Source organism: Streptomyces sp. NPDC001890 (assembly GCF_042891445.1).
Lineage (GTDB): Bacteria > Actinomycetota > Actinomycetes > Streptomycetales > Streptomycetaceae > Streptomyces.
Genome location: NZ_JBIATE010000003.1, coordinates 652,580 through 675,335, shown reverse-complemented (window position 1 = coordinate 675,335; position 22,756 = coordinate 652,580). Strand labels below are relative to the sequence as shown.

General features: G+C 72.1%; 21 protein-coding genes. 7 read left to right on the top strand and 14 right to left on the bottom strand.

What is annotated here, in order from left to right; genetic code table 11:
- The first annotated feature begins 38 nt into the window (after positions 1-38).
- Together ACFYY1_RS14425 and ACFYY1_RS14420 are read left to right on the top strand one after the other, a co-directional pair.
- Positions 39-401: a trypco2 family protein gene (locus ACFYY1_RS14425; protein ID WP_388584595.1), complete on the top strand. Its 363-nt coding sequence runs from the start codon at positions 39-41 to the stop codon at positions 399-401.
- A complete protein-coding gene (locus tag ACFYY1_RS14420; RefSeq protein WP_388584592.1) occupies positions 398-3,622 on the top strand; it encodes an NACHT domain-containing protein in 3,225 nt (1,074 codons plus the stop codon). Before ACFYY1_RS14425 ends, ACFYY1_RS14420 begins: the two co-directional genes overlap by 4 nt.
- A 90-nt stretch (positions 3,623-3,712) precedes the next feature.
- On the opposite strand, the gene ACFYY1_RS14415 is transcribed toward ACFYY1_RS14420, so the two are convergent.
- Positions 3,713-6,241, bottom strand: a complete 2,529-nt coding sequence (locus ACFYY1_RS14415; RefSeq protein ID WP_266492539.1) for an ATP-dependent Clp protease ATP-binding subunit — start codon at positions 6,239-6,241, stop codon at positions 3,713-3,715.
- A gap of 429 nt (positions 6,242-6,670) precedes the next feature.
- Between ACFYY1_RS14415 and ACFYY1_RS14410 the strand changes: the two genes are divergently transcribed.
- On the top strand, positions 6,671-7,276 hold the full coding sequence (locus tag ACFYY1_RS14410) for an SCO3374 family protein (RefSeq protein WP_388584589.1): 606 nt from the start codon (positions 6,671-6,673) through the stop codon (positions 7,274-7,276).
- Here ACFYY1_RS14410 and ACFYY1_RS14405 read toward each other — a convergent pair.
- From ACFYY1_RS14405 to ACFYY1_RS14360, 10 genes are all read right to left on the bottom strand, one after another.
- Positions 7,255-7,590, bottom strand: a complete 336-nt coding sequence (locus tag ACFYY1_RS14405; RefSeq protein WP_072487060.1) for an Lsr2 family protein — start codon at positions 7,588-7,590, stop codon at positions 7,255-7,257. The two genes, ACFYY1_RS14410 and ACFYY1_RS14405, sit on opposite strands and share 22 nt — an antisense overlap.
- Before the next feature lie 157 nt (positions 7,591-7,747).
- A complete protein-coding gene (locus tag ACFYY1_RS14400) occupies positions 7,748-8,305 on the bottom strand; it encodes an amino-acid N-acetyltransferase (protein WP_388584587.1) in 558 nt (185 codons plus the stop codon).
- Between the two features lie 9 nt (positions 8,306-8,314).
- Positions 8,315-8,815 (bottom strand): BlaI/MecI/CopY family transcriptional regulator, encoded by a 501-nt coding sequence (locus tag ACFYY1_RS14395; RefSeq protein ID WP_388584584.1) that lies wholly within the window; start codon positions 8,813-8,815, stop codon positions 8,315-8,317.
- A gap of 107 nt (positions 8,816-8,922) precedes the next feature.
- Positions 8,923-9,102 (bottom strand): hypothetical protein, encoded by a 180-nt coding sequence (locus ACFYY1_RS14390; RefSeq protein WP_388584582.1) that lies wholly within the window; start codon positions 9,100-9,102, stop codon positions 8,923-8,925.
- Positions 9,103-9,171: 69 nt separating this feature from the next.
- Complete coding sequence (locus ACFYY1_RS14385) at positions 9,172-9,756, bottom strand: hypothetical protein (protein ID WP_388584731.1); 585 nt, start codon at positions 9,754-9,756, stop codon at positions 9,172-9,174.
- 139 nt (positions 9,757-9,895) lie between these two features.
- Positions 9,896-10,693 (bottom strand): type III pantothenate kinase, encoded by a 798-nt coding sequence (locus ACFYY1_RS14380; RefSeq protein WP_388584579.1) that lies wholly within the window; start codon positions 10,691-10,693, stop codon positions 9,896-9,898.
- Positions 10,693-11,727, bottom strand: coding sequence for a carboxylating nicotinate-nucleotide diphosphorylase (gene nadC, locus ACFYY1_RS14375; protein WP_388584577.1), 1,035 nt, complete (start codon positions 11,725-11,727; stop codon positions 10,693-10,695). Before nadC ends, ACFYY1_RS14380 begins: the two co-directional genes overlap by 1 nt.
- Positions 11,728-11,729: 2 nt before the next feature.
- On the bottom strand, positions 11,730-13,472 hold the full coding sequence (locus tag ACFYY1_RS14370) for an L-aspartate oxidase (protein ID WP_388584574.1): 1,743 nt from the start codon (positions 13,470-13,472) through the stop codon (positions 11,730-11,732).
- Positions 13,469-14,512: a pantoate--beta-alanine ligase gene (panC, locus tag ACFYY1_RS14365; RefSeq protein ID WP_388584573.1), complete on the bottom strand. Its 1,044-nt coding sequence runs from the start codon at positions 14,510-14,512 to the stop codon at positions 13,469-13,471. Before panC ends, ACFYY1_RS14370 begins: the two co-directional genes overlap by 4 nt.
- A complete protein-coding gene (locus ACFYY1_RS14360; RefSeq protein WP_388584570.1) occupies positions 14,509-15,441 on the bottom strand; it encodes a Rossmann-like and DUF2520 domain-containing protein in 933 nt (310 codons plus the stop codon). The genes panC and ACFYY1_RS14360 overlap by 4 nt, the downstream gene beginning before the upstream one ends.
- A gap of 224 nt (positions 15,442-15,665) precedes the next feature.
- On the opposite strand from ACFYY1_RS14360, the gene ACFYY1_RS14355 reads away from it, so the two are divergent.
- Positions 15,666-16,874 carry a threonine aldolase family protein gene (locus ACFYY1_RS14355; RefSeq protein ID WP_388584728.1) on the top strand — a complete coding sequence of 403 codons (1,209 nt, stop codon included), beginning with the start codon at positions 15,666-15,668 and terminating at the stop codon, positions 16,872-16,874.
- Between the two features lie 21 nt (positions 16,875-16,895).
- Here the strand turns inward: ACFYY1_RS14355 and ACFYY1_RS14350 are convergent, their stop codons facing one another.
- Positions 16,896-17,174 carry a hypothetical protein gene (locus ACFYY1_RS14350; protein WP_388584567.1) on the bottom strand — a complete coding sequence of 93 codons (279 nt, stop codon included), beginning with the start codon at positions 17,172-17,174 and terminating at the stop codon, positions 16,896-16,898.
- Positions 17,175-17,279: 105 nt separating this feature from the next.
- Here ACFYY1_RS14350 and ACFYY1_RS14345 point away from each other — a divergent pair, with 105 nt between their 5' ends.
- Positions 17,280-18,380: a DUF5937 family protein gene (locus ACFYY1_RS14345; RefSeq protein WP_388584726.1), complete on the top strand. Its 1,101-nt coding sequence runs from the start codon at positions 17,280-17,282 to the stop codon at positions 18,378-18,380.
- A 27-nt stretch (positions 18,381-18,407) separates the two neighbouring features.
- Here the strand turns inward: ACFYY1_RS14345 and ACFYY1_RS14340 are convergent, their stop codons facing one another.
- Positions 18,408-19,082: a response regulator gene (locus ACFYY1_RS14340; RefSeq protein WP_388584566.1), complete on the bottom strand. Its 675-nt coding sequence runs from the start codon at positions 19,080-19,082 to the stop codon at positions 18,408-18,410.
- Between the two features lie 70 nt (positions 19,083-19,152).
- The gene (locus ACFYY1_RS14335; protein ID WP_388584563.1) at positions 19,153-20,355 is read right to left on the bottom strand and encodes a sensor histidine kinase; all 1,203 of its coding nucleotides are present in this window, start codon (positions 20,353-20,355) and stop codon (positions 19,153-19,155) included.
- A gap of 96 nt (positions 20,356-20,451) precedes the next feature.
- Between ACFYY1_RS14335 and ACFYY1_RS14330 the strand changes: the two genes are divergently transcribed.
- Positions 20,452-21,435 carry an SAM-dependent methyltransferase gene (locus tag ACFYY1_RS14330; RefSeq protein ID WP_388584561.1) on the top strand — a complete coding sequence of 328 codons (984 nt, stop codon included), beginning with the start codon at positions 20,452-20,454 and terminating at the stop codon, positions 21,433-21,435.
- Between the two features lie 140 nt (positions 21,436-21,575).
- Entirely contained in the window at positions 21,576-22,718 is a 1,143-nt protein-coding gene (locus ACFYY1_RS14325; protein WP_388584559.1) for an NADH-quinone oxidoreductase subunit D, read from the top strand.
- The last annotated feature ends 38 nt before the right edge of the window (positions 22,719-22,756 follow it).

Genomic DNA, 22,756 nt, shown 5'->3' with positions numbered 1-22,756 from the left:
ATACGACGACCACGAGGCCGACCCCGGGGGGGCATGCCATGGCCAGTGACGCCGCGGACACCAGCGAGAGGGACGGCATCGAGCTCGCCGATGCCGTCGAGTCGATCCGCAACCAGCTCATCGACGCCGCGGGCCGCGCCACCGGCCGCCCCGTGGCCTTCGAGGTCGGCGACATCCAGATGGAATTCACCCTCGAACTCCGCAAGGAGATCAAGGGCGGGAGCAAGGTCAAGGCCTGGGTGGTCGAGGCGGGCGCCGACGCCTCCCGCACGACCGGCCGCACGCACAAGGTCGCGTTCACCTTGAAACCGCGCGACGCCACGACCGGCGGCCCCTGGCAGATCGGCAACGACGACCGGGGCAGCACGGCGGACTTCGGCGGCGGAACGGCACAGCCATGAGCCCCGCGCCGCCCGCCGCACCCCCCGCGCCCGCGGCCCGCACGGTCGTCGTCATCGGCGCCGGATCCGTCCAGGGCAGCGGCGCCCTGCTCACCGACCGGCTCGTGCTGACCTGCGCCCATGTGGTGAAGGGCGGCGGCCGGGCCACCATCGCCCACCCGGCGCGGGCGGACCACGCCACCGCGACGGTCGCCTGGATCGACCACGACCTCGACGCCGCCCTCCTGCTGGCCGCCGACCCGGTGCTCCCGTTCGCCCCCGTACGGCTCGGCGTCCTGCACTCCGGGCAGGCGCTCTCCGGCTGCGAGATCACCGGCTTCCCGGACATCCAGCGGTACGGCCCCGAGGGGCGTCTGGAGACCGACCAGTACACGGCCACCGCCCTGCCGACGGCCGGGCAGCTGCGCGGGCTGCTGGTCTGCGAGCTGGACGGCCCACCGCCCCCGGGAAACGAATCGGCTCCCCCGTCACTGCGCGGCATGTCCGGCGGCCCGGTCTTCGCCGGCAACGTCCTCATCGGCATCGCCCGGCAGATCCCCCGGCAGCGCGGCGGCCGGCGCGTGGAGTGCGTACCGGTCGCCCGGCTCCTCACCTCGCAGCCGTTCGGGCTGGTCTACCGGCAGACCGGCACTCCCCTGCACCACGAGCGGGTGCACGGCCACTTCCCCGGGGACGCGCGGTACGAGGAGGAGTACGCGGCGGCGCTCGGGGCCGCGTACCGCCGTACGAAGATCTTCGGCCTCGACGAGCTGGGCCGGCGCGACTCCGAATGGGACCTGGACACCGCGTACCTGAGTCTGGAGGCCCAGCAGATCGTCGGGGAAGCGGGTCCACCGCCGCAGCGGATCGACGCGCTGCTCCCCGGCCGCCCCCGGGTCCTGCTGCGCGGCGACGCGGGCGCCGGCAAGACCACGCTGCTGTGGTGGCTGGCCGCCCACGCCTCGGCCGGCACGCTCGGCCCGCAGCTGTCCCCGCTCAACGGCCTGGTCCCGTTCGTCGTGCCGCTGCGCACCCTGCGCGCCCAGGGCGGCACGTTCCCCGCCCCCGCGCAGCTGCCGGACGCGGCCCGGCTGGTGATCGACCGGGCCCCCGAGGGCTGGGTCGGCCGGGTACTGGAGTCCGGCCGGGCGCTGCTGCTGGTCGACGGCCTGGACGAGGTCCCGCGCGACGACCGCGAGCAGGCCCACGAGTGGCTGTCCCGTCTCCTGGACCGCTATCCGGACATCCGCTGCGTGGCCACGGTGCGCCCGCTGGCCGTCGAGCCGGGCTGGCTGAGGTCCCAGGACTTCGACGAGCTGCGGCTGCTGCCGATGCGGGACGAGGACATCGAGGCCTTCGTCGCCGCCTGGCACCGGGCCGCCCGGCTGGACGACGACGACCACGAGACGCTCGGCGCGCTGGAACGGGACCTGATCCAGCAGTTCGCCCAGAACCGGACCCTGCGCAATCTGGCCCGTACGCCGCTGCTCTGCGCGGTGATCTGCGCCCTGCACCGCCGCCGCCAGGGCATCCTGCCGGAGACCCGTTGGAGCCTGTACGACTCGGCGCTCACCATGCTGCTCGGCGACCGCGACAAGCAGCGCAGGATCGAGGCCCCCGAGGGCATCACGATGAGCGTGGAGGAGCAGGCCCAGCTGCTCCAGCGCATCGCGATCTGGCTGGTGCGGGGCGGCCAGTCGGAGCTGCACCGCTCCGCGGCACTGCACCAGCTGGAACGCGCCCTGCCCGGCATGGAACGGCTGCGCGCCCAGGGCACGGCCGGGGAGATCCTGACCCATCTGCTGAACCGCAGCGGCGTCCTCCAGGAACGTACCGACGACGTCTACCAGTTCGCCCACCGCACCTTCCAGGACTTCCTCGCCGCGAAGGAGTTCGTCGAGGGCGACCATCTGAACGAACTGCTCGGCCGGGCGGGCACGCAGCAGTGGTACGACGTCATCCGGCTGTCGGCCGGCCACTGCGGGCGCCGCGAACACCCCGTACTGGTCAATGGACTGCTGGATGCGCAGCCCGGCCCCAGCGACACCGTCACCCGGAACGAGATCGTCGTCCTGGCCGCGCTCTGCGCACAGCACGCGACCTGGCTGGACGAGACGACACGGGACAGGGTCCGCTCGGCCGTCGGGGCGCTGTTCCCGCCGGGGAACGACAAGGACGTACGGCTGCTCGCCCACCTCGGTCCGGCCGCTCTGGAGTTCCTGCCCGACCCGGCCCGCACACCCACCAAGGAGCAGGCCCGCCCCTGCGTCGACCTGATCAACGAGATCGGCGGGGCGGAGGCCGTACCGCACGCCCGCCGCTGGGCACTCGCCCACCCGGAGCTCAGCTACTTGTTCAGGGTGGACTGGGACAGGTATCCGGTGGAGAAGTACGCCCGGCAGGTCCTCGCCCAGCTGGATCACCACACCCTGAACATCGACTCCCCCGAGAAGCTGGCGGCACTGCGCCACCTGCCGTCCGCCGCGGACCTGCAGATCATCGGGTGCTTCGCCTCCGCCGAGTTGCACGCCGCCCTGCGCGACAGGCCCTGGAACGATCTGATCTTCCGGCAGAACCCCTGCATGACGGACCTGTCGTTCCTGGCGGACTGCGCCGAGAGGCTCAAGACCCTCTCCCTGACCATCTGCCCGGCCGTACGGGACCTCGGCCCGCTCGCCGGACTCCCTGCGCTGAAGATGGTCGCGCTGGACATGAGCCATGTCCCCGACGACGCGCTGGCCGCCACGGCTTCGAGAGAGCTGAGCCGCCTCAGGCTCAGCCACGTGACGGCGAAGCGGCTGACCCTGTTGCCCGCCCACCCCGGACTCCGCTCACTGGCCATCGACGGGACGGGCTCGCTGGAGGTCGACTCGCTCGACGGCTGGACGCGCCTGCGGCAGCTCGAACTGGAAACCCTCACGCCGGTCCGGCCGCTGCTCGCCGCTCTCCGCAGGGCACCACAGGTGTCCCACGTCGCCCTGGTCCTGGCGTCCCCGACGGAGTTCGGCGACGAACAGCCCGTCCCTTCCGTCAGGGATCTGCTGCTGCGCCCCGGCGCCGACGCGCTCGGGCTCGAATGGATCCCCCGGGTCTTCCCCGCGCTGGAGTGGCTGGTGCTCACCCCGCCCCTGCATGTCAGGCACGTCGACCTGTCCCCGTTGCAGGCGATGCCCGAGTGCCGGGTGACCGTCACGGGCCACGCGGCGATCACGGGCGGCGAAGGTCTCGACGTGAGCCGCTGACCACCATCCGCCGAAAGGGGCTGCCCCGGACCGTTTCGCACGGTTCCGGGGCAGCCCCTTCTGCTTCTGCTCAGGCGTTCAGCCGCGCCCTCACACGTCCTTCGACATGTTCGGACCCGCGCCGCCCGCCGCCTGCTCGATCGGAGGGACGTCGGGCAGCGCCGACTTCTCCTCGCCGCGGAAGGTGAAGGTCTTCTCCTCGCCCTCGCCCTCGGTGCCGACGACCACGATGTGACCGGGGCGCAGCTCACCGAAGAGGATCTTCTCGGAGAGGATGTCCTCGATCTCGCGCTGGATCGTCCGGCGCAGCGGCCGGGCGCCCATCACGGGGTCGTAGCCCTTCTTGGCGAGGAGCGTCTTGGCGTCACCGCTGAGCTCGATGCCCATGTCGCGGTCCTTCAGACGCTCGTCCACCTTGGCGATCATCAGGTCGACGATCTGGATGATGTCTTCCTGGCTGAGCTGGTGGAAGACGACCGTGTCGTCGACACGGTTGAGGAACTCGGGCCGGAAGTGCTGCTTGAGCTCCTCGTTGACCTTGTTCTTCATCCGCTCGTAGCCGGTCTTGACGTCGCCCTGGGCGGCGAAGCCCAGGTTGAAGCCCTTCGAGATGTCCCGGGTCCCGAGGTTGGTCGTCATGATGATGACCGTGTTCTTGAAGTCCACGACCCGGCCCTGGGAGTCGGTCAGACGACCGTCTTCCAGAATCTGGAGCAGGGAATTGAAGATATCGGGGTGGGCCTTCTCGACCTCGTCGAAGAGGACGACGGAGAACGGCTTGCGGCGCACCTTCTCGGTGAGCTGACCGCCCTCTTCGTAACCCACGTAACCGGGGGGAGAACCGAAGAGGCGGGAAACCGTGTGCTTCTCGCTGAACTCCGACATGTCGAGGGAAATCAGCGCGTCCTCGTCGCCGAAGAGGAATTCGGCGAGCGTCTTGGAGAGCTCCGTCTTACCGACACCGGACGGGCCGGCGAAGATGAACGAGCCACCGGGGCGCTTCGGGTCCTTCAGACCGGCTCGCGTACGGCGGATCGCCTGCGAGAGGGCCTTGATGGCGTCCTTCTGCCCGATGACGCGCTTGTGGAGCTCGTCCTCCATGCGCAGCAGACGGGAGGACTCCTCCTCCGTCAGCTTGAAGACCGGGATGCCGGTCGCGGTGGCCAGGACCTCGGCGATCAGCTCGCCGTCGACCTCGGCCACGACGTCCATGTCGCCGGCCTTCCACTCCTTCTCGCGCTTGGTCTTCGCGGCGAGGAGCTGCTTCTCCTTGTCGCGCAGGGACGCGGCCTTCTCGAAGTCCTGCGAGTCGATCGCGGACTCCTTGTCGCGGCGGACGCCCGCGATCTTCTCGTCGAACTCGCGGAGGTCCGGCGGCGCGGTCATCCGGCGGATGCGCATCCGGGATCCGGCCTCGTCGATCAGGTCGATCGCCTTGTCCGGCAGGAAGCGGTCCGAGATGTACCGGTCGGCCAGCGTCGCGGCCTGGACCAGCGCCTCGTCCGTGATGGAGACGCGGTGGTGGGCCTCGTAGCGGTCGCGCAGACCCTTGAGGATCTCGATGGTGTGCGGCAGCGACGGCTCCGCGACCTGGATGGGCTGGAAGCGGCGCTCCAGCGCGGCGTCCTTCTCCAGGTGCTTGCGGTACTCGTCGAGCGTCGTGGCACCGATGGTCTGGAGCTCACCGCGGGCCAGCATCGGCTTGAGGATGCTGGCGGCGTCGATCGCGCCCTCGGCGGCACCCGCACCCACGAGGGTGTGGAGCTCGTCGATGAACAGGATGATGTCGCCGCGGGTGCGGATCTCCTTGAGGACCTTCTTCAGGCGCTCCTCGAAGTCACCGCGGTAGCGGGAGCCGGCGACCAGTGCGCCGAGGTCCAGGGTGTAGAGGTGCTTGTCCTTGAGGGTCTCGGGCACCTCGCCCTTGACGATGGCCTGCGCCAGTCCCTCGACGACCGCCGTCTTGCCGACGCCGGGCTCGCCGATGAGGACCGGGTTGTTCTTGGTGCGGCGGGAAAGCACCTGCATGACCCGCTCGATCTCCTTCTCGCGCCCGATGACCGGGTCGAGCTTGGATTCGCGAGCGGCCTGGGTGAGATTCCGGCCGAACTGGTCGAGCACCAGGGACGTGGAGGGCGTGCCTTCAGCGGGGCCGCCCGCGGTCGCCGCCTCCTTGCTGCCCGAGTACCCGGAGAGCAGCTGGATGACCTGCTGCCGCACCCGGTTCAGGTCGGCGCCGAGCTTCACGAGGACCTGGGCGGCGACGCCCTCGCCCTCGCGGATCAGGCCGAGCAGGATGTGCTCGGTGCCGATGTAGTTGTGGCCGAGCTGAAGGGCCTCGCGGAGCGACAGCTCCAGGACCTTCTTGGCCCGGGGCGTGAAGGGGATGTGCCCGGACGGGGCCTGCTGGCCCTGGCCGATGATCTCCTCCACCTGCTGGCGGACCGCCTCGAGCGAAATCCCGAGGCTCTCCAGGGCCTTAGCGGCGACACCCTCACCCTCGTGGATAAGGCCCAGGAGGATGTGCTCGGTGCCGATGTAGTTGTGGTTGAGCATCCGGGCTTCTTCCTGAGCCAGGACGACAACCCGCCGCGCGCGGTCGGTGAACCTCTCGAACATCGTTAATCGCTCCTCAGAGCGGTCAGGCAGTAAGGGGTCGGTCCCCTCCCTGTCCTTCCGCAGCTTAGTCCCGCAAGCGGGGACCGCTCATTCCAACTGCCGACACCGTCCTTGGCCTCCTGCCCCGAACGCTGACAACTTCTCCAACCCGATGGTGCGAGACGATGTTCCCGCAGGCCAGGCAGATACCCCTTTCGCCAGTACGCCGACGGCGAACGTGAGACGCCCGAACCTGCGTGTCGCCCCTCCCCACTAGGGATGTCTTACCCGCAATTACAGACAGTCCATGCGGCGCGCGCCGGTTCCCTCCGCTACGGGCGAACATATTGGCGCTCGTGAATACGCCCCTACGCCCCCATCCCGGACACATTGCGCAACCGCTCGCGGACTCTGCGTAACCCCGGGGGTGTCCGCGCCGTTCTTCCGGGCATGGCCATCACCGTTCCGTACCCCGCGCCATCGGTCACCGGCGAGCGGGAGAGCGGCGACTGCGCCCGCTGGGCGCAGTGGTACGAACGCGAGCTCGGCTGGGCGACGGCGGGCACCGCACCGGTGCGGCTGCTGACCGGGCTGCGGTTCGACGTGCTCCAGGTTCCCGCGGCCGCCGGTCACGCGGCGCTGCGGCGGCTGGACCGCACCGGGCCCGTGGCGCTGTCGGGTGCGCGGATGAGCCTGCTGGTCGCGGTGGGGAGCGCGGACGAGCTGCCCGGACTGCTCGAATGGCTGGAGTGGGGAGGCGTCGCCCTCTCCCTGACCGCCATCGGCGCGGGCGGCCGGATCACCGCGCCGGTACCGCCGGGGCGGATGGCGGGCCGGCCGGGGACCGCTGCATGGCTGCGGCCCCCCGGGCTACGGCACGAGGAAGGGTCGGAGCTCCCGGCCCTCACCGGCCTCGGGAGCAGGGGTGGGGGTGCTCCCGATCTCGTACGGCTGGTGGACGCGGTGGCGACGGAATGCCACCGGGCCCGGTTGATGCGTGCCCGAACGGGGCCGTCGACGGGTGGGTCGACAGCTCAGCCGTTGGCCTTCTCGTAGGCTTCGCGGATCTCCGCGGGCACACGGCCACGGTCATTCACATTGTGGCCGTTCTCGCGGGCCCACTTACGGATCTCGGCAGTGTCCTTGTTGCCACCCGTAACGGCGCGGCCCTTGCCACGGCCGGACGCGGCGCGGCCACCCGTACGCCGGCCACCCTTGGTGTACGGCTCAAGAAGACCACGGAGCTTGTCCGCGTTGCTCGTCGTGAGGTCAATCTCGTACGTCTTGCCATCGAGAGCGAACGTGACCGTCTCGTCCGCCTCGCCGCCGTCGAGGTCATCGACAAGAAGGACCTGAACCTTCTGTGCCACTGGATTCCCTTTCATCGAAAATGCAGTACGCGGAAAGGAAACCGCTTTTCCCGGGAAAACACAAACCCCCGGGAGAGGTTCAGGATCGCGGGAAGACGGGAAACGTGCGCGATTCGGACATAGGGTTCCGGCTTCTTGTGGCGATCGCAGATGGCGCTCACAGATGCAGAAGCATCCGGCTGTTGCCCAAGGTGTTCGGCTTCACTCGTTCGAGACCCAGGAACTCTGCCACACCCTCGTCATAGGAACGCAGCAGCTCGCTGTAGACATCTCCGTCGACCGGTGTCTCTCCGATCTCCACGAAGCCGTGCTTCGCGAAGAAGTCGACTTCGAAGGTGAGACAGAAAACCCGCCGCACACCCAGCCATCGGGCGGTCTGCAGCAACTTGTCCAGCACTTGATGGCCGACTCCGGCGCCCCTGATGCTGTGGTCGACGGCGAGAGTACGCACTTCGGCGAGGTCTTCCCACATCACGTGCAGTGCGCCGCAGCCGATGACCCGGGCGTCCTCGTCGCGTTCCGCGATCCAGAACTCCTGGATGTCCTCGTAAAGCGTCACGGTCGCTTTGTCGAGCAGGATGCCTTCACGTACGTACCCGTCGAGGAGACGGCGGACCGATGCCACATCGCTGGTCCTGGCACGTCGGACTGTGATGGCCGTGTTTATGGCCGGCGGTTCGGTACGGGAATCGGCATGCCGAAGCTCTGAGGACATACCCCGACGCTATCGCCCGGCCTCCGGGCCCGCCCCATCGGCCGGATCTCCCGCCGCTTCACCGGCCCCTTCATGGGCCTCTTCGGCGGCTGCGGCATCCGCCTGTTCGCCGGCGGGTTCGCCGGACTGCGGTTCGGGGGTTCCGGAGAGGGTGGGCTGAACGATCCGCATGGCGTCCTTGAGCGCTTCGCGCTGCTCGGCGGACATCATGCCGAAGAAGGCGACAAGAGCGGCCGCGGGGTTGTCACTGCGCGACCATGCTTCGTTCATCAGTGCGGCCGAGTAGGCGGCGCGGGTGGAGACCGCCGTATATCTATATGCACGGCCGTCGACTTCCCTGCGCACCCAGCCCTTCTGATGGAGATTGTCCATTACCGTCATGACGGTGGTGTAGGCGATGGAGCGTTCCCGCTGAAGGTCCTCAAGGACTTCCCGCACGGTGACCGGACGGTTCCATTGCCAGACCCGTGTCATCACGGCGTCTTCCAGATCTCCCAATTGGCGGGGCACAATGTCACTTTAGTGCCAGGTGCCCGAAATGGCCGGTTTATCGGCCCGCCAAAAGGGCGCACGGCTCCGGAGGAGTCGTGCGCCCTTCGCGTGCTGGGATGACGGGATCAGGCGCCGTCGGTCCGCGGAGCCTGCTGGACGGACTCGGCGCGGCCGAGCGCCAGGTCCACGGCCGCGTCCTCCTTGGCCTTGTTGGGACCGCCCTGACTCTTGACGATCGTCACGACGAGGCCGATGAAGAAGACGGCCATCACCACGGGGGGCAGGAGCGCGGATACGTAGTCCATGCCGTCCAGAGTAACGAGGCCGGTACGGGCCTCCGCGCCACCCCTCCGTACCGCCCCTCCCGACGGGCCCTACCCCGCGGCGCGTTGCTGCGGCGGCGGAACCGGGCGGCGGCGGGGCGGGAAGACCTCCGAGGGCTTCGGCGCGGGACGCCCGGCCGGGCCGGTGGGCCGGGCGGGTTCCGCCGGGGCCTTGGGTCGTTCGGGTTCCGCGTCGGCGGCGGCCCGGCCGCCGGGCAGGGCGAGGAGCCGACTGCGCGGCGCGGGGGCCTTCGCCGACACGGCGCGTCCGGCGAGGCGGGCCCGTACCGACCGCTCCGCGAGCACCTGACAGCGCCCCAGGAGCGCCGCGGCCACCGGCCTGTGGCGCAGGGCGCGCAGCGCCGCGAGGTCGTCGGGGCGGGGGTCGTATCCACCCGCCAGGGCGTCCTGGAGCAGCTCCAGGTAGCCGCTGACGGAGCCGGGGAGGGCGTTGCGGTAGCGGACGAGGTCGGCGAGGAGGAACGTGCGCAGCCGTCCCGCCTCGCCGACCGCCTCGTCCACGGCACCGGCCAGCCGCAGACAGTCCTGGACGTCCTCGTCCGGCAGGGGCATGGGGTGGAGGGCGATGGCGAGGGCACGTCGGAGCACCCGCAGCTCGTCCGCGCTGAACGCCATGCCGCCGCGTGATCCGTATGGCGTGGGCATAGCGCGACAATACGTGCTAAATGGACAATATCGGCTTAGCTGGCCGTCGGCGGCGCGGCGGCGGCGCACCGCCACCGCGCGCCGTTCCCGCAGGTACGGCCGGTATCCGCTACATCCGGGACACGTTCCGCTCGTACACCAGGCGCAGGCCGATGAGGGTGAGCCAGGGCTCGTGCTCGTCGATGACGGAGGACTCGCCCAACACCATCGGCGCAAGGCCGCCCGTCGCGATGACGGTGACGTCCTCCGGGTCGGCCGCCAGCTCCTTCTTCATCCGCGCCACGACGCCGTCGACCTGGCCGGCGAAGCCGTAGATGATGCCCGACTGCATCGCCTCGACCGTGTTCTTGCCGATCACGCTGCGCGGCCTGGCCAGCTCGATCTTGCGGAGCTGGGCGCCCTTGACGCCGAGCGCCTCGACCGAGATCTCGATGCCGGGGGCGATGACACCGCCGGTGTACTCGCCCCGCGCGGAGACCGCGTCGAAGGTGGTGGCCGTGCCGAAGTCGACGACGATCGCCGGACCGCCGTACAGCTCGGCGGCGGCGGCCGCGTTGATGATGCGGTCCGTGCCGACCTCCTTCGGGTTGTCCATCAGGATCGGCACGCCGGTCTTGATGCCCGGCTCGACGAGCACGGCGGGGACGTCGCCGTAGTAGCGGCGGGTCACCTCGCGCAGCTCGTGCAGGACGGCCGGGACCGTGGAGCAGATCGCGATGCCCTCGATGCCGTCGCCCAGCTCCATGCCGAGCAGCGGGTGCATGCCCATCAGGCCCTGGAGCAGCACGGCGAGCTCGTCGGCGGTGCGGCGGGGGTCGGTGGAGATCCGCCAGTGCTCGACGATCTCGTCGCCGTCGAACAGGCCGAGGACGGTGTGGGTGTTGCCGACGTCGATGGTGAGCAGCATCAGACGTCGGCCCCGTCGGTGTCGCGGAAGTCCAGGCCGATGTCGAGGATCGGCGAGGAGTGGGTGAGCGCGCCGACGGCCAGGTAGTCGACGCCCGCGTCGGCGTAGGCGCGGGCCGTGTCCAGGGTGAGCCGGCCGGAGGACTCCAGGACCGCGCGGCCGCCGGTCAGGGCGACCGCCTCGGCCGTCTGGAGCGGGGTGAAGTTGTCCAGCAGGATCAGGTCGGCGCCCGCGTCGAGCACCTCGCGGACCTGCTGGAGGGTGTCGACCTCGACCTCGATCGGTACGTCGGGGAACTCGTCCCGTACCCGCTTGAAGGCCTCGGCGACGCCGCCCGCCGCGATGACGTGGTTGTCCTTGACCAGCGCCGCGTCCGACAGCGACATCCGGTGGTTGACGCCGCCGCCGCAGCGCACCGCGTACTTCTCCATGGCGCGCAGGCCCGGGGTGGTCTTGCGGGTGTCGCGGACCTTGGCCTTGGTGCCTTCGAGGACATCGGCCCAGGCGCGGGTGGCGGTCGCGATGCCGGAGAGCCGGCACAGCAGGTTGAGCGCGCTGCGCTCGCCGGTGAGCAGGTCGCGGGTGCGGGTGGTGACGGTCAGCAGCTTCTGGCCGGGGGCGACCCGGTCGCCGTCCTCGACGTGGCGCTCGACCGCGAACTCTTCCGTGCAGACGATGGACAGGACGGCCTCGGCGATGCGCAGACCGGCCACGACGCCCGCCTCACGGGCGGTGAAGTCACCGGTGGCCACGGCGTCCTCGGCGACGGTCGCGACGGTGGTGACGTCCACCCCGCCGTCCAGGTCCTCCTCGATGGCGACGTGCGCGACGTCCTCGACCTGGACCGGGTCCAGGCCCGCGTCGGCGAGGAGCTGGGCGAGGGCGGGGTCGAGGCCGCACTCCAGCGGGTCGAACTCGTCACCGCCGCAGCCGCAGCCGTCCCCGCAGCCGCCCGCGGACGGTGCGGGCGCCCCGATCCGGACCAGCGGTACGTCCACGGGTGTGGGGCGCGGATTCTCTTCGGGCGTGCTCACGGTTACGGCTCCTCGGTGACGTCGGCGGGGTGGGTGGGGGGTGCTGCTGCGCAGTCTGGTCCCTGCGCGGGGCGTACGGGCCCGAATGCCTCGGTCTCCGTCCGACGGAGGACCGGGCGGCGCTCCGGTGTGAGCCGGACGACGAGGTGGCGGCGCCAGTTCTCGTCGTCGCGCTCGGGCCGGTCCTCGCGCCAGTGGCAGCCGCGGGTCTCCTCGCGCTGCCGGGCGGCGGCGACCAGGACGCGCGAGACGAGCAGGAGGTTGGTGACCTCCCACGCCTCGACGCCGGGCACCGCGACCTTGGGCTCGTCCGCCGCCACGGCCAGGGCGGCGCTGTCGTGGAGGGCCTCCAGCTCCTCGGCGGCGGTGGCCAGGCTCTCGGCGGAGCGCAGCACTCCGGCGCCCCGGGTCATGATGCGCTGGATCGTGGACCGGGCCTCCGGGTCGATCAGCGGGGAGGGCGCGTGGCCGTCGCCCGTCTCCGGGGCGTCCGCGGCGGGCCGGTCCTCGATGATGTCCGCCGCGATGCGCTCGGCGAAGACGAGGCCCTCCAGGAGGGAGTTGGACGCCAGCCGGTTCGCGCCGTGCACGCCGGTGCAGGCGACCTCGCCGCAGGCGTACAGGCCCGGCACCGTGGTACGTCCCCGCAGGTCGGTGCGGATGCCGCCGGAGGCGTAGTGCGCGGCGGGGGCGACCGGGATCGGTTCGGTGACCGGGTCGATGCCGTGGGCGCGGCAGGCCGCCAGGATCGTCGGGAAGCGCTGCTCCCACATCTCGGCACCGAAGTGGCGGGCGTCGAGATACATGTGCTCGGTGCCGAGCTGCTCCATCCGGCGGGTGATGGCCTTGGCGACGATGTCGCGCGGGGCCAGCTCCGCCAGCTCGTGCTGTCCGAGCATGAAGCGGGTTCCGGACGCGTCGACGAGATGGGCGCCCTCGCCCCGTACCGCCTCGGAGACCAGCGGCTGCTGGCCCTCGGAGCCGGAGCCGAGGAAGAGAACCGTGGGGTGGAACTGGACGAACTCCAGGTCGGAGACCTCGGCGCCGGCCCGCAGCGCCAGTGCCACGCCGTCGCCGGTGGAGACGGCCGGGTTGGTGGTGGCGGAGAAGACCTGGCCCATGCCGCCGGTGGCGAGGACCACCGCGGGGGCGCGGACCGCTCCGACGCCGTCGTGCTGGCCCTCGCCCATGACGTGCAGCGTGACGCCCGCGGTACGGCCCTCGGCGTCGGTGAGGAGGTCCAGTACGAGCGCGTTCTCCACGGTGTGCAGGGCGGCCTCGCGGACCGCCTCGACCAGGGTGCGGGAGATCTCGGCGCCCGTGGCGTCGCCGCCCGCGTGGGCGATGCGGTGGCGGTGGTGGCCGCCCTCACGGGTCAGCGCGATGTCGCCGCTCTCCGTGGTGTCGAAGTGGGCACCCGTCCCGATCAGCCGGCGCACCGCGTCCGGGCCCTCGGTGACCAGCATCCGGACCGCCGCCTCGTCGCACAGGCCGACGCCCGCGACCAGGGTGTCGTCCAGGTGCTGCTCGGGGGTGTCGCCCTCGCCGAGGGCGGCCGCGATGCCGCCCTGCGCCCAGCGGGTGGAGCCGTCGTCCAGGCGGGCCTTGGTGACGACGACGGTGGCGAGACCCGCGGCCGCGCAGCGCAGCGCGGTGGTGAGACCGGCCACGCCGGAGCCGACCACCACGACGTCGGCGTCGATGGACCAGCCGGGGGCGGGGGCGGTCAGCCGTATTCCGGTCACGTGGTGGCTCCGAAGGTCAGCGGGATGTTGTCGATGAGCCGGGTCCTGCCGACCCGCGCGGCGACGGCGAGGATCGCCTCGCCGGTGGTGCGGTCGTCGGGGATCTCGGTGAAGTCGGCCGGGTCCACGAGCGCCAGGTAGTCCAGGGCGAGCGGGGGCTGCGCGGCCGCCGCGTCGTCGAGGATCAGGAGTGCGGCCGCCCGTACCGCGGAGGGGCCGTCGACCGGGCGGGCCAGGGCCACCGCGTGGGCGTCGGCGGCGGCGCGGGCCTCGCCGAGCGCGGTGAGCGCGGCGGCCCGGCCGGTGGTGGCCGAGGTGGCCTGCGCGCGGGCGTGCAGCGCCTGCTGGGCGGCGAGCCGGTCGCGGGCGGCGAACAGGGCCCGGGACAGGGCGAGGGCGGTGTGCCGTTCCTCCGCGTCCAGGAAGCGGTTGCGGCTGGAGAGCGCGAGGCCGTCCGGCTCGCGGACCGTCTCCACGCCGGTGATCTCCACGGGGAAGTTCAGATCGCGGACCATGCGGCGGATCAGCGCCAGCTGCTGGGCGTCCTTCTGCCCGAAGAACGCGACATCGGGACGGGTGAGGTGGAGGAGCTTGGCGACGACGGTGAGCATGCCGTCGAAGTGTCCGGGGCGCGAGGCCCCTTCGAGCCGCTCGCCCATGGGCCCCGCGGAGATCCGGACCTGCGGCTCGCCGCCGGGGTACACCTCGTCGACGGACGGCGCGAAGACCGCGTCCGCCCCGGCGGCGCCCGCCACGGCGAGGTCCGCGTCCAGCGTGCGGGGGTAGCGGTCCAGGTCGGCGGCCTCGCCGAACTGGAGCGGATTGACGAAGACGGTGACGACCACCTGGCCGTCGGGGCCCGCCGCCGCGCGTGCGGCGCGGATCAGGGTGGCGTGACCCTCGTGCAGGGCGCCCATGGTCATGACGACGGCCCGCACGCCCTTGAGCGGGGCGAACGCGCCGAGCTCGGCCGCGGTACGGAGCACGGGGGGCGTGGCGGAGGTACGGGAGGCGCCGGGGGCGCGCGTTGTGCCGGTCATCGGGGCTCCTGTGATCCGGTGCCGTCGGCCAGGACCCCGAGGAGGTCCTCGGCCAGCTCCGGCTTGAGCATGCCGTGGGCGAGCGCGCGGTCGGCGGTGGCGCGGGCCATCGCCACGTATCCGGCCACGGCCTGCGGGGCGTGCCTGCGCAGCTCGCCGATGTGCGCGGCGACCGTACCGGCGTCGCCGCGGGCCACCGGGCCGGTCAGCGCGGCGTCGCCGGAGCGCAGGGCGTTGTCGAGTGCGGCGCCGAGGAGGGGGCCGAGCATCCGGTCGGGGGCGGTGACCCCGGCCGTGCGCAGCAGCTCCATCGACTGGGCGACCAGGGTGACCAGGTGGTTCGCGCCGAGGGCGAGCGCCGCGTGGTAGAGCGGGCGGGACTCCTCCGCGATCCATTCGGGCTCGCCGCCCATCTCGATGACCAGGGCCTCGGCCGCGAGCCGCAGCTCCTCGGGGGCGGTCACGCCGAAGGAGCAGCCGGCCAGCCGCTGGACGTCGACGGAGGTGCCGGTGAACGTCATCGCCGGGTGCAGCGCGAGCGGCAGGGCGCCGGCCCGCAGCGCCGGGTCCAGGACGCCGGTCCCGTACCGCCCCGAGGTGTGGACGATCAGCTGTCCCGGCCGCACCGCGCCGGTCTCGGCGAGGCCCTCGACCAGGCCGGGCAGGGCGTCGTCGGGGACGGTCAGCAGCACCAGCTCGGCGCGCGCGAGGACCTCGGCGGGCGGCACCAGCGGTACGTCGGGCAGCAGTGCGGCCGCCCGGCGCACGGAGGCGTCGGAGACACCGGACACGGCGACCGGCCGGTGCCCGGCGAGCTGGAGCGACGCGGCGAGCGCGGGGCCGACACGGCCCGCGCCCACGACGCCGACCGTGAGGCGGGCGGGGCGGTCCCGGGCTTCGAGGGGGTCATTGGGGGCTGTTGCATTCACGCGGCGGTGGCCTTCCGTTCCAGTCCGCGGGGGGTACCGGACGATTTCTCTGCATGCTACGCCAGCGTTTCGTCCGGACTCCTGGCCGTCCACAGCCTGTGGGAAAAGTCCGGGCGGGGGTGCGCGGTCCCGGGCCGGGGGCGCCGGAAAATCGTGCGGGTCCGGGCCGCGCGCTGCGTGATGATCGTCCCATGACAGACACAGCGGACACGGACGAGCAGGGCATGGCGGACATGGACGGGCAGTCGCAGGACGGCCCGCGTGAGGAATCCCCGGGGTCCCCGGGGTCCCTGGAGTCCCCGGAGGACGCGCAGCGGCTGCGCAGGATCAATGCCTGGGCCAAGGCCGAACGGGTCCTGGTCCGGCCGCCCATGAACCTCTCGCTCGGGGAACGGCTGGCCGCGCTGGCGGCCGGGGCCGGGGCCGTCACCGACCTCGACCGCCCCGCGGACGTCTACGGCGACGGCGTCGTCGCCGAGCTGGAGGAGCGGATCGCGGACCTGCTGGGCACGGAGGCGGCGGCGTTCTTCCCGACCGGGACGATGGCGCAGCAGGTCGCGCTGCGGTGCTGGGCCGGGCGGACCGGCAACCCCGTGGTGGCGCTGCACCCGCTCGCCCATCCCGAGGTGCACGAGCGCGGCGCGCTGGCGGCGGTGAGCGGGCTGCGCACCGTCCACCCGACGTCCGCGCCCCGGCTGCCCACGGCGCGGGAGATCCGCGACTTCGACGAGCCGTTCGGCACGCTGATGCTGGAGCTGCCGTTGCGCGACGCCGGTTTCGTCCTGCCGACGTGGGAAGAGCTTCAGGACGTGGTGGAGGCCGCGCGGGAACGCGACGCGGTGGTGCACATCGACGGCGCGCGGCTCTGGGAGTGCGCCCCCCACTTCGGGCGTGAGCTGCCGGAGATCGCCGCGCTCGCCGACAGCGTGTACGTGTCGTTCTACAAGACCCTGGGCGGAATCTCCGGGGCCGCGCTGGCCGGTCCCGCCTCGCTGATCGAGGAGGCCCGCACCTGGCGCCACCGGTACGGCGGGCAGGTCTTCCAGCAGTTCCCGGCGGCGCTCGCGGCCCTGATCGGGCTCGATCAGGAGCTGCCGCAGCTGGCTTCGTACGTGGCGCGGGCGAAGGTGGTGGCCGGGGCGCTGGCCGAGGGCTTCCGGGCGGCCGGCACCCCGTGGTTCCGGGTGCATCCGGAGCCGCCGCACACGCACCAGTTCCAGGTGTGGCTGCCGTACGGGGCCGACGCCCTGACCGAGGCGGCGGTGCGGCAGGCGGAGGAGACGGGCGTGTCCCTCTTCCGAAAGTGGTACCCGGCGGCCGCCGGGCCGCCCGGACTGTCGTTCACCGAGGTGACGGTGGGCCGGGAGGGGCTGGAGTGGACCGCCGAGGACGTACGGGCCGCGGTACGGGAGTTCGTGGCGCGGCTGGTCTAGAGGCTCCCGCCGGACCGGCTCCTAGAGGGACCCCGCCGGGCCTGCGGAGGAACGGCCGGGAGCGCCGCATCCGCCGGTTCCACCAGTTCCGCCGGTTCCGCGGTTCCGGGCGAACAGCGCCCGCAGCGCCGCCCGCCGGCGGCCGCGCGCCGGACGGCCCGCGATCACCGCCTCGAAGCGGCGTCGGTCGCGGGCCTCGCGCACCACTCCCCAGTCGTGCCGGCCCGGCAGCGGCGGCGGCACCTCGCCCCGCTGGGCCGCGCGATAGCTGTCGATCATGTGCTGCTGAATGGCGTCCATGGCCTCAGCGTGGGCCGCTCCCGGCGCCGCCCGCCCGCCGATTGACGACCACCGTCAAATGGCGCGATGCCTTTCGCGGGCACCCCGCACCATGGAGGGGTGAGCGTGCACATCGACATCGCCGGGCTGGCGCCCGACCGCATCGTCTTCGAGACGTCCCCCCTCGCCGAGCTGGGGCTGGCCCTGCATGCCCTCTCCGAGCCGGGGCACCACCCCGGCCTGCACGGCTGGGCGACGGCGACCGCCAGCGCACTGGAGCCGGACCTCGCCGACCGGCTGCACGAGGCCGACTTCCTGTGGCGCCACACCTTCTCGGACGTCTTCATGCCGTTCGCCGGAGTCCGCGGCGGCGACGGCAGGACGGGGTCCTGCCTCGCCGAGGACCTCGACATCCTCGACCGGCTCGACGACGAGCGGTTCGTCGCCGCCGCCCTGGAGTTCACCTGCACCAGCCTGTACGGGCTCGGCGCGCCCTCCCCGCTCACCGATCCGACGATGCGCACCCGGACCCTGGACATGGCGGCGGCGCGCGGCCCCCGGCAGGTGGATTTCGCCCAGCGGCTGCTGGCCGACCCGGCCCCGGTGCGGGCCTGGATACGGCGCCTGTTCGAGGACTGCGAGCGGGCGTTCTTCGCGGACACCTGGCGCCGGGTCCAGGTCCAGCTGGCCGCCGACGCCCGGCACAAGAACGACCTGCTGCGGCGCAAGGGGCTCGGCGAGGCGATGGCCGCGGTGTCCACGGCGCTGACCGTCGACGAGGCCGGGACCAGGATCAGCGCCGACAAGCTCACCGAGGGCCGCACCAGCGCCGTCGGCCCCGGGCTCACGCTCATCCCGTCCACCTTCGGCTGGCCCCACCTCAACCTGCTGCACGCACCGGGCTGGCGCCCGGTGATCCACTACCCGGTGCACCATCCCGAGCTGCCCTCCCCCGCCTCCGTGGAACTGCTCCAGCTGCGCATGGAGGCGCTGGCCCACCCGATGCGGATGCGGCTCTGCCGCCATCTCGCCCGCTCCCCGCACACCACCGGCCAGCTCGCCGACACGCACGGCATCACCGCGCCCGAGGTCTCCCGGCATCTCGCGGTGCTGAAGAAGGCGGGCCTGGTCACCACCCGGCGGCGCGGCCGGTACGTACTGCACCAGCTGGACCTGACCTCGGTGGCACGGCTCGGCAGCGACTTCCTGGAAGGCATCCTGCGCTGACCCGCCGCCGGGCCGCCCGGCCAGGGCTCAGACCGGCCCGCCGCCGGCCCGGACCAGCCCCGTCTCGTACGCGAGGACCACGACCTGTACCCGGTCGCGCAGGCTCAGCTTGGTGAGGATGCGGCCCACGTGCGTCTTCACGGTCGCCTCGGAGAGCACCAGGCGCGCCGCGATCTCCCCGTTCGACAGCCCCTGGGCGACCAGCAGCATCACCTCGCGTTCGCGTTCGGTGAGCCTGGCGATGTCCTTGTGCTGCGGTTCGCTCGTGCCGCTCGGCAGCATCGGGGAGAAGCGGTCGAGCAGCCTGCGGGTGGTGGACGGTGCGACGACGGCGTCGCCGCTGTGCACGGAGCGGATGGCGGCGAGCAGCTCGCCGGGCGGCACGTCCTTGAGCATGAAGCCGCTGGCCCCGGCCTTCAGCCCGGAGAAGGCGTACTCGTCGAGGTCGAACGTGGTCAGGATCAGCACCTTGGGCGCGTCCGGCTGCGCGCAGATGCGCCGGGTGGCCTCGACCCCGTCCAGCCTCGGCATCCGTACGTCCATCAGCACCACGTCGACGGCGGTGGAGCGGAGGTTCTCGATCGCCTCCGCGCCATCGCCCGCCTCGGCCACGACCTCCATGTCCGGCTGGGCGGCGAGCACCATCCGGAAGCCGGTGCGCAGCAGCATCTGGTCGTCGACGAGCATCACGCGGATGGCCATGAAATGTCCTGTTCTCCTGTCTAATCCGAACTACTGTCCGATCCGAACGGTCTGATCCGAACGAAAGGCCCTAGTGGGCCGGCTTGAGCGGCAGCAGCGCGCTGATCCGGAAGCCGCCGCCGGGACGCGGCCCGGCGTCCAGCGTGCCGCCGACCATGCCGACCCGCTCACGCATCCCGATCATTCCGTGGCCCGCGCCGTCGGCGCCGCCGTCCTCGTACAGTTCGTGCGCCGCGCCCCGCCCGTCGTCCTCGATCAGCAGTCCGAGCCCGTCGTCGAAGTAGACCAGACGCACGCTGGCCCCCGCGTCCGGACCGCCGTGCTTGCGGGTGTTGGTCAGGGCCTCCTGCACGATGCGGTACGCGGTCAGCTCGACCCCGCTGGGCAGCGGGCGCGGGGTGCCCTCGATCTTGAAGTCGACGGCCAGGCCGGCCTGCCTGACCTGGTCGATCAGGTCCTCGATCTGGTCCACGTCCGGCTGCGGGACGTACTCCCCGCTCTCCTGCGCGTCGCCCGTCCGCAGCACCCCGAGCAGCCGCCGCATCTCGGCGAGCGCCTGCCTGCCGGTGCTGGAGATGGTCTCCAGGGCCTGCTTGGCCTGGTCGGGGGCGGCGTCCATGACGTACGCCGCACCGTCGGCCTGCACCACCATCACCGACACGTTGTGCGCGACGACATCGTGGAGTTCACGTGCGATCCGGGCCCGCTCGGCCGCCACGGCCACCTTCGACTGCGCCTCGCGCTCCCGCTCCAGCCGGGCGGCGCGCTCCTCCAGCTGACTGAAGTAGGCGCGCCTGGTCCGCATCGAGTCGCCCAGCACCCAGGCCAGCACGAACGGCACGGTCAGCACGATGACGACGAAGGTCTGCTGGGCCCAGCCGCCCTGCGGCGCCTCCTCCTGCCAGCGCAGCTTGGACAGACCCGCCGCGCCCAGGCTGCAGACCAGCGCGAGCCGGGACGCCCAGCGCTCCCCGACGGTGGCCACGGTGAAGACGATCACCAGCATGGCGAAGTTCATGACACCGGGGCCGACCCCGGTGACCAGTTGCGCCACGCCCATCGCGATGGCGAGCAGCAGCATCTTCTCCGGCACGCGCCGGCGCAGCGCGACGACGACGCAGAGGCCGAGGGCGATCGGAACAGCGGCGGCGCGCCCCGCCCCGATGCCCGGGGCACCCACCATGGACATGCCGGAGAGCCCGAGGAGGACGACGGCCCAGAAGCAGTCGACGCCCGTCGGGTGTCTGCGGATGAAGTCGTAGAGGCGCTGCACGTAACCCAGCGTAGGGACAGGCGAGGGTCGCCCGGGTCAGCCGAAGGGCCGATCCGGCTCCGGGGACCGTACTCCCCAAGGTGGAGACTTGGACAGGTGACGGATGAGTGGCGTGGGTGGCAGGTGGCGGCAGAGACCGCTTTGTACGGGGACGGGGGGTTCTACCGGAGCCCCGAGGGGCCGGCGGGCCACTTCCGTACCTCTGTCCACGCGTCCCCGCTGTTCGCCGCCGCCGTCGCCCGGCTGCTGGTCGAAACGGCCCGGGAGCTGGACACCGGCTCGGTCGACCTGGTGGACGTGGGCGCCGGCCGGGGCGAGTTGCTGACGGGAGTGCTGGCGGCGCTGCCGGCCGCGGGCGGCGACGGCCTCGCCGTACGGGCGTACGCCGTGGAGCTCGCCGCCCGTCCGCCCGGTCTGGATTCCCGGATCGAGTGGTGCGCCGAGCCGCCGCCGCGCACGTACGGCCTGCTGTTCGCCAACGAGTGGCTGGACAACGTACCGACCGATGTCGCCGAGACCGATGCGGACGGCGTCGACCGGTACGTCCTGGTCCGGGACCGGGACGGTGCGGAGCGGCTGGGCGAGCCGGTGAGCGGGGCGGACGCCGAGTGGCTGCGCCGCTGGTGGCCGTCGGCCGGTCCGGGCGGCCGCGCGGAGATCGGCCGCCCCCGCGACGATGCCTGGGCGCGGGCGGTGGCCACGCTGGCCGGGGGGCTCGCCGTGGCGGTGGACTACGCCCATGTGCGCGACGCACGGCCCCCGTTCGGCACCCTGACCGGCTTCCGGGAAGGCCGCGAGGTCCGGCCGGTGCCGGACGGCAGCTGCGACCTCACCTCGCACGTGGCGCTGGACTCCTGCGCGGTGGCCGGGTCCTTCGCCGGTGCGCCGCCGCCCGAGCTGCTGAGCCAGCGCGAGGCGCTGCACCGCCTCGGCGTCGGCGGCGAACGCCCGCCCCTGGCCCTGGCGTCGACCGACCCGGCCGGCTACGTACGGGCGCTCGCCTCGGCGGGCGAGGCGGCGGAGCTGACGGCCCGCGGCGGCCTCGGCGACTTCGGCTGGCTGATGCAGCGAAGAGGCTGAGAACCGGCCGCCGGGCGACCGGGGACGGGGCCCGTGGACAGCCCGCCTGGCGACCAGGGGCGGAGTCCGGGGACAGCCCGCCGGGCGACGGGAGCGGGGTCCGGGGCCGGGCCCTGGTGCGTTCGCGCGATACTGGCCGCATGACGGAGACGACGGTCGGCATCGGCGGCGCGGCGGAGAGCACCGACATGGTGCTCAACATCGGCCCGCAGCACCCCTCCACCCACGGCGTGCTCCGACTGCGCATCGTCCTGGACGGCGAACGCATCCAGCACGCCGAGCCGGTCATCGGCTACATGCACCGGGGCGCCGAGAAACTGTTCGAGGCCCGCGACTACCGGCAGATCGTGATGCTCGCCAACCGCCACGACTGGCTCTCGGCGTTCTCCAACGAGCTGGGCGTCGTGATGGCCGTGGAGCGCATGCTCGGCATGGAGGTGCCGGAGCGCGCGGTCTGGACCCGCACCCTGCTCGCCGAGCTGAACCGGGTCCTGAACCATCTGATGTTCCTCGGTTCGTACCCGCTCGAACTCGGCGGGATCACCCCGGTGTTCTACGCCTTCCGCGAGCGCGAGGAGCTCCAGGCCGTGATGGAGGAGGTCTCCGGCGGCCGGATGCACTACATGTTCAATCGCGTCGGCGGCCTCAAGGAGGACCTTCCGGCCGGATGGCTCGGACGGGCCCGGGACGCCATCGCCTCGGTCCGGTCCCGGATGGACGTCTACGACGACCTGGTGCTCGGCAACGAGATCTTCCGGGGCCGCACCCGCGGCGTGGGCGTGCTGTCCGCCGGGACCGTGCACGCGTACGGGGTGTCCGGGCCGATCGCCCGCGCCTCGGGCGTCGATTTCGATCTGCGGCGCGACGAGCCGTATCTCGCGTACGGGGAACTCCAGGACACCCTGAAGGTGGTCACCCGCACCGAGGGCGACTGCCTGGCCCGCTTCGAGTGCCTGCTGGAGCAGACGCACAACGCCCTGGACCTCGCGGACACCTGCCTGGACCGGATGGCCGGCCTGGCCCCCGGCCCGATCAACCAGCGGCTGCCCAAGGTCCTGAAGGCCCCCGAGGGCCACACCTACGCCTGGACCGAGAACCCGCTCGGCATCAACGGCTACTACCTGGTGTCCAAGGGCGAGAAGACCCCGTACCGGCTGAAGCTCCGCTCCGCCTCGTACAACAACATCCAGGCGCTCACCGAGCTGCTGCCGGGCACGCTGGTCGCCGACATGGTCGCGATCCTGGGCTCGCTCTTCTTCGTCGTCGGCGACATCGACAAGTAGCCGGCGGGCGGCCCCCGGGGGGCCCCGGGGGCCGCCGC

Bases quoted from the DNA above. Each gene is read 5' to 3' on its own strand.
- ACFYY1_RS14425 (WP_388584595.1), top strand. From the start codon at position 39: ATGGCCAGTGACGCCGCGGACACCAGCGAGAGGGACGGCATCGAGCTC.
- ACFYY1_RS14420 (WP_388584592.1), top strand. From the start codon at position 398: ATGAGCCCCGCGCCGCCCGCCGCACCCCCCGCGCCCGCGGCCCGCACG.
- ACFYY1_RS14415 (WP_266492539.1), bottom strand. From the start codon at position 6,241: ATGTTCGAGAGGTTCACCGACCGCGCGCGGCGGGTTGTCGTCCTGGCT.
- ACFYY1_RS14410 (WP_388584589.1), top strand. From the start codon at position 6,671: ATGGCCATCACCGTTCCGTACCCCGCGCCATCGGTCACCGGCGAGCGG.
- ACFYY1_RS14400 (WP_388584587.1), bottom strand. From the start codon at position 8,305: ATGTCCTCAGAGCTTCGGCATGCCGATTCCCGTACCGAACCGCCGGCC.
- ACFYY1_RS14390 (WP_388584582.1), bottom strand. From the start codon at position 9,102: ATGGACTACGTATCCGCGCTCCTGCCCCCCGTGGTGATGGCCGTCTTC.
- ACFYY1_RS14385 (WP_388584731.1), bottom strand. From the start codon at position 9,756: ATGGCGTTCAGCGCGGACGAGCTGCGGGTGCTCCGACGTGCCCTCGCC.
- ACFYY1_RS14380 (WP_388584579.1), bottom strand. From the start codon at position 10,693: ATGCTGCTCACCATCGACGTCGGCAACACCCACACCGTCCTCGGCCTG.
- panC (WP_388584573.1), bottom strand. From the start codon at position 14,512: ATGACCGGCACAACGCGCGCCCCCGGCGCCTCCCGTACCTCCGCCACG.
- ACFYY1_RS14355 (WP_388584728.1), top strand. From the start codon at position 15,666: ATGGCGGACATGGACGGGCAGTCGCAGGACGGCCCGCGTGAGGAATCC.
- ACFYY1_RS14350 (WP_388584567.1), bottom strand. From the start codon at position 17,174: ATGGACGCCATTCAGCAGCACATGATCGACAGCTATCGCGCGGCCCAG.
- ACFYY1_RS14340 (WP_388584566.1), bottom strand. From the start codon at position 19,082: ATGGCCATCCGCGTGATGCTCGTCGACGACCAGATGCTGCTGCGCACC.
- ACFYY1_RS14325 (WP_388584559.1), top strand. From the start codon at position 21,576: ATGACGGAGACGACGGTCGGCATCGGCGGCGCGGCGGAGAGCACCGAC.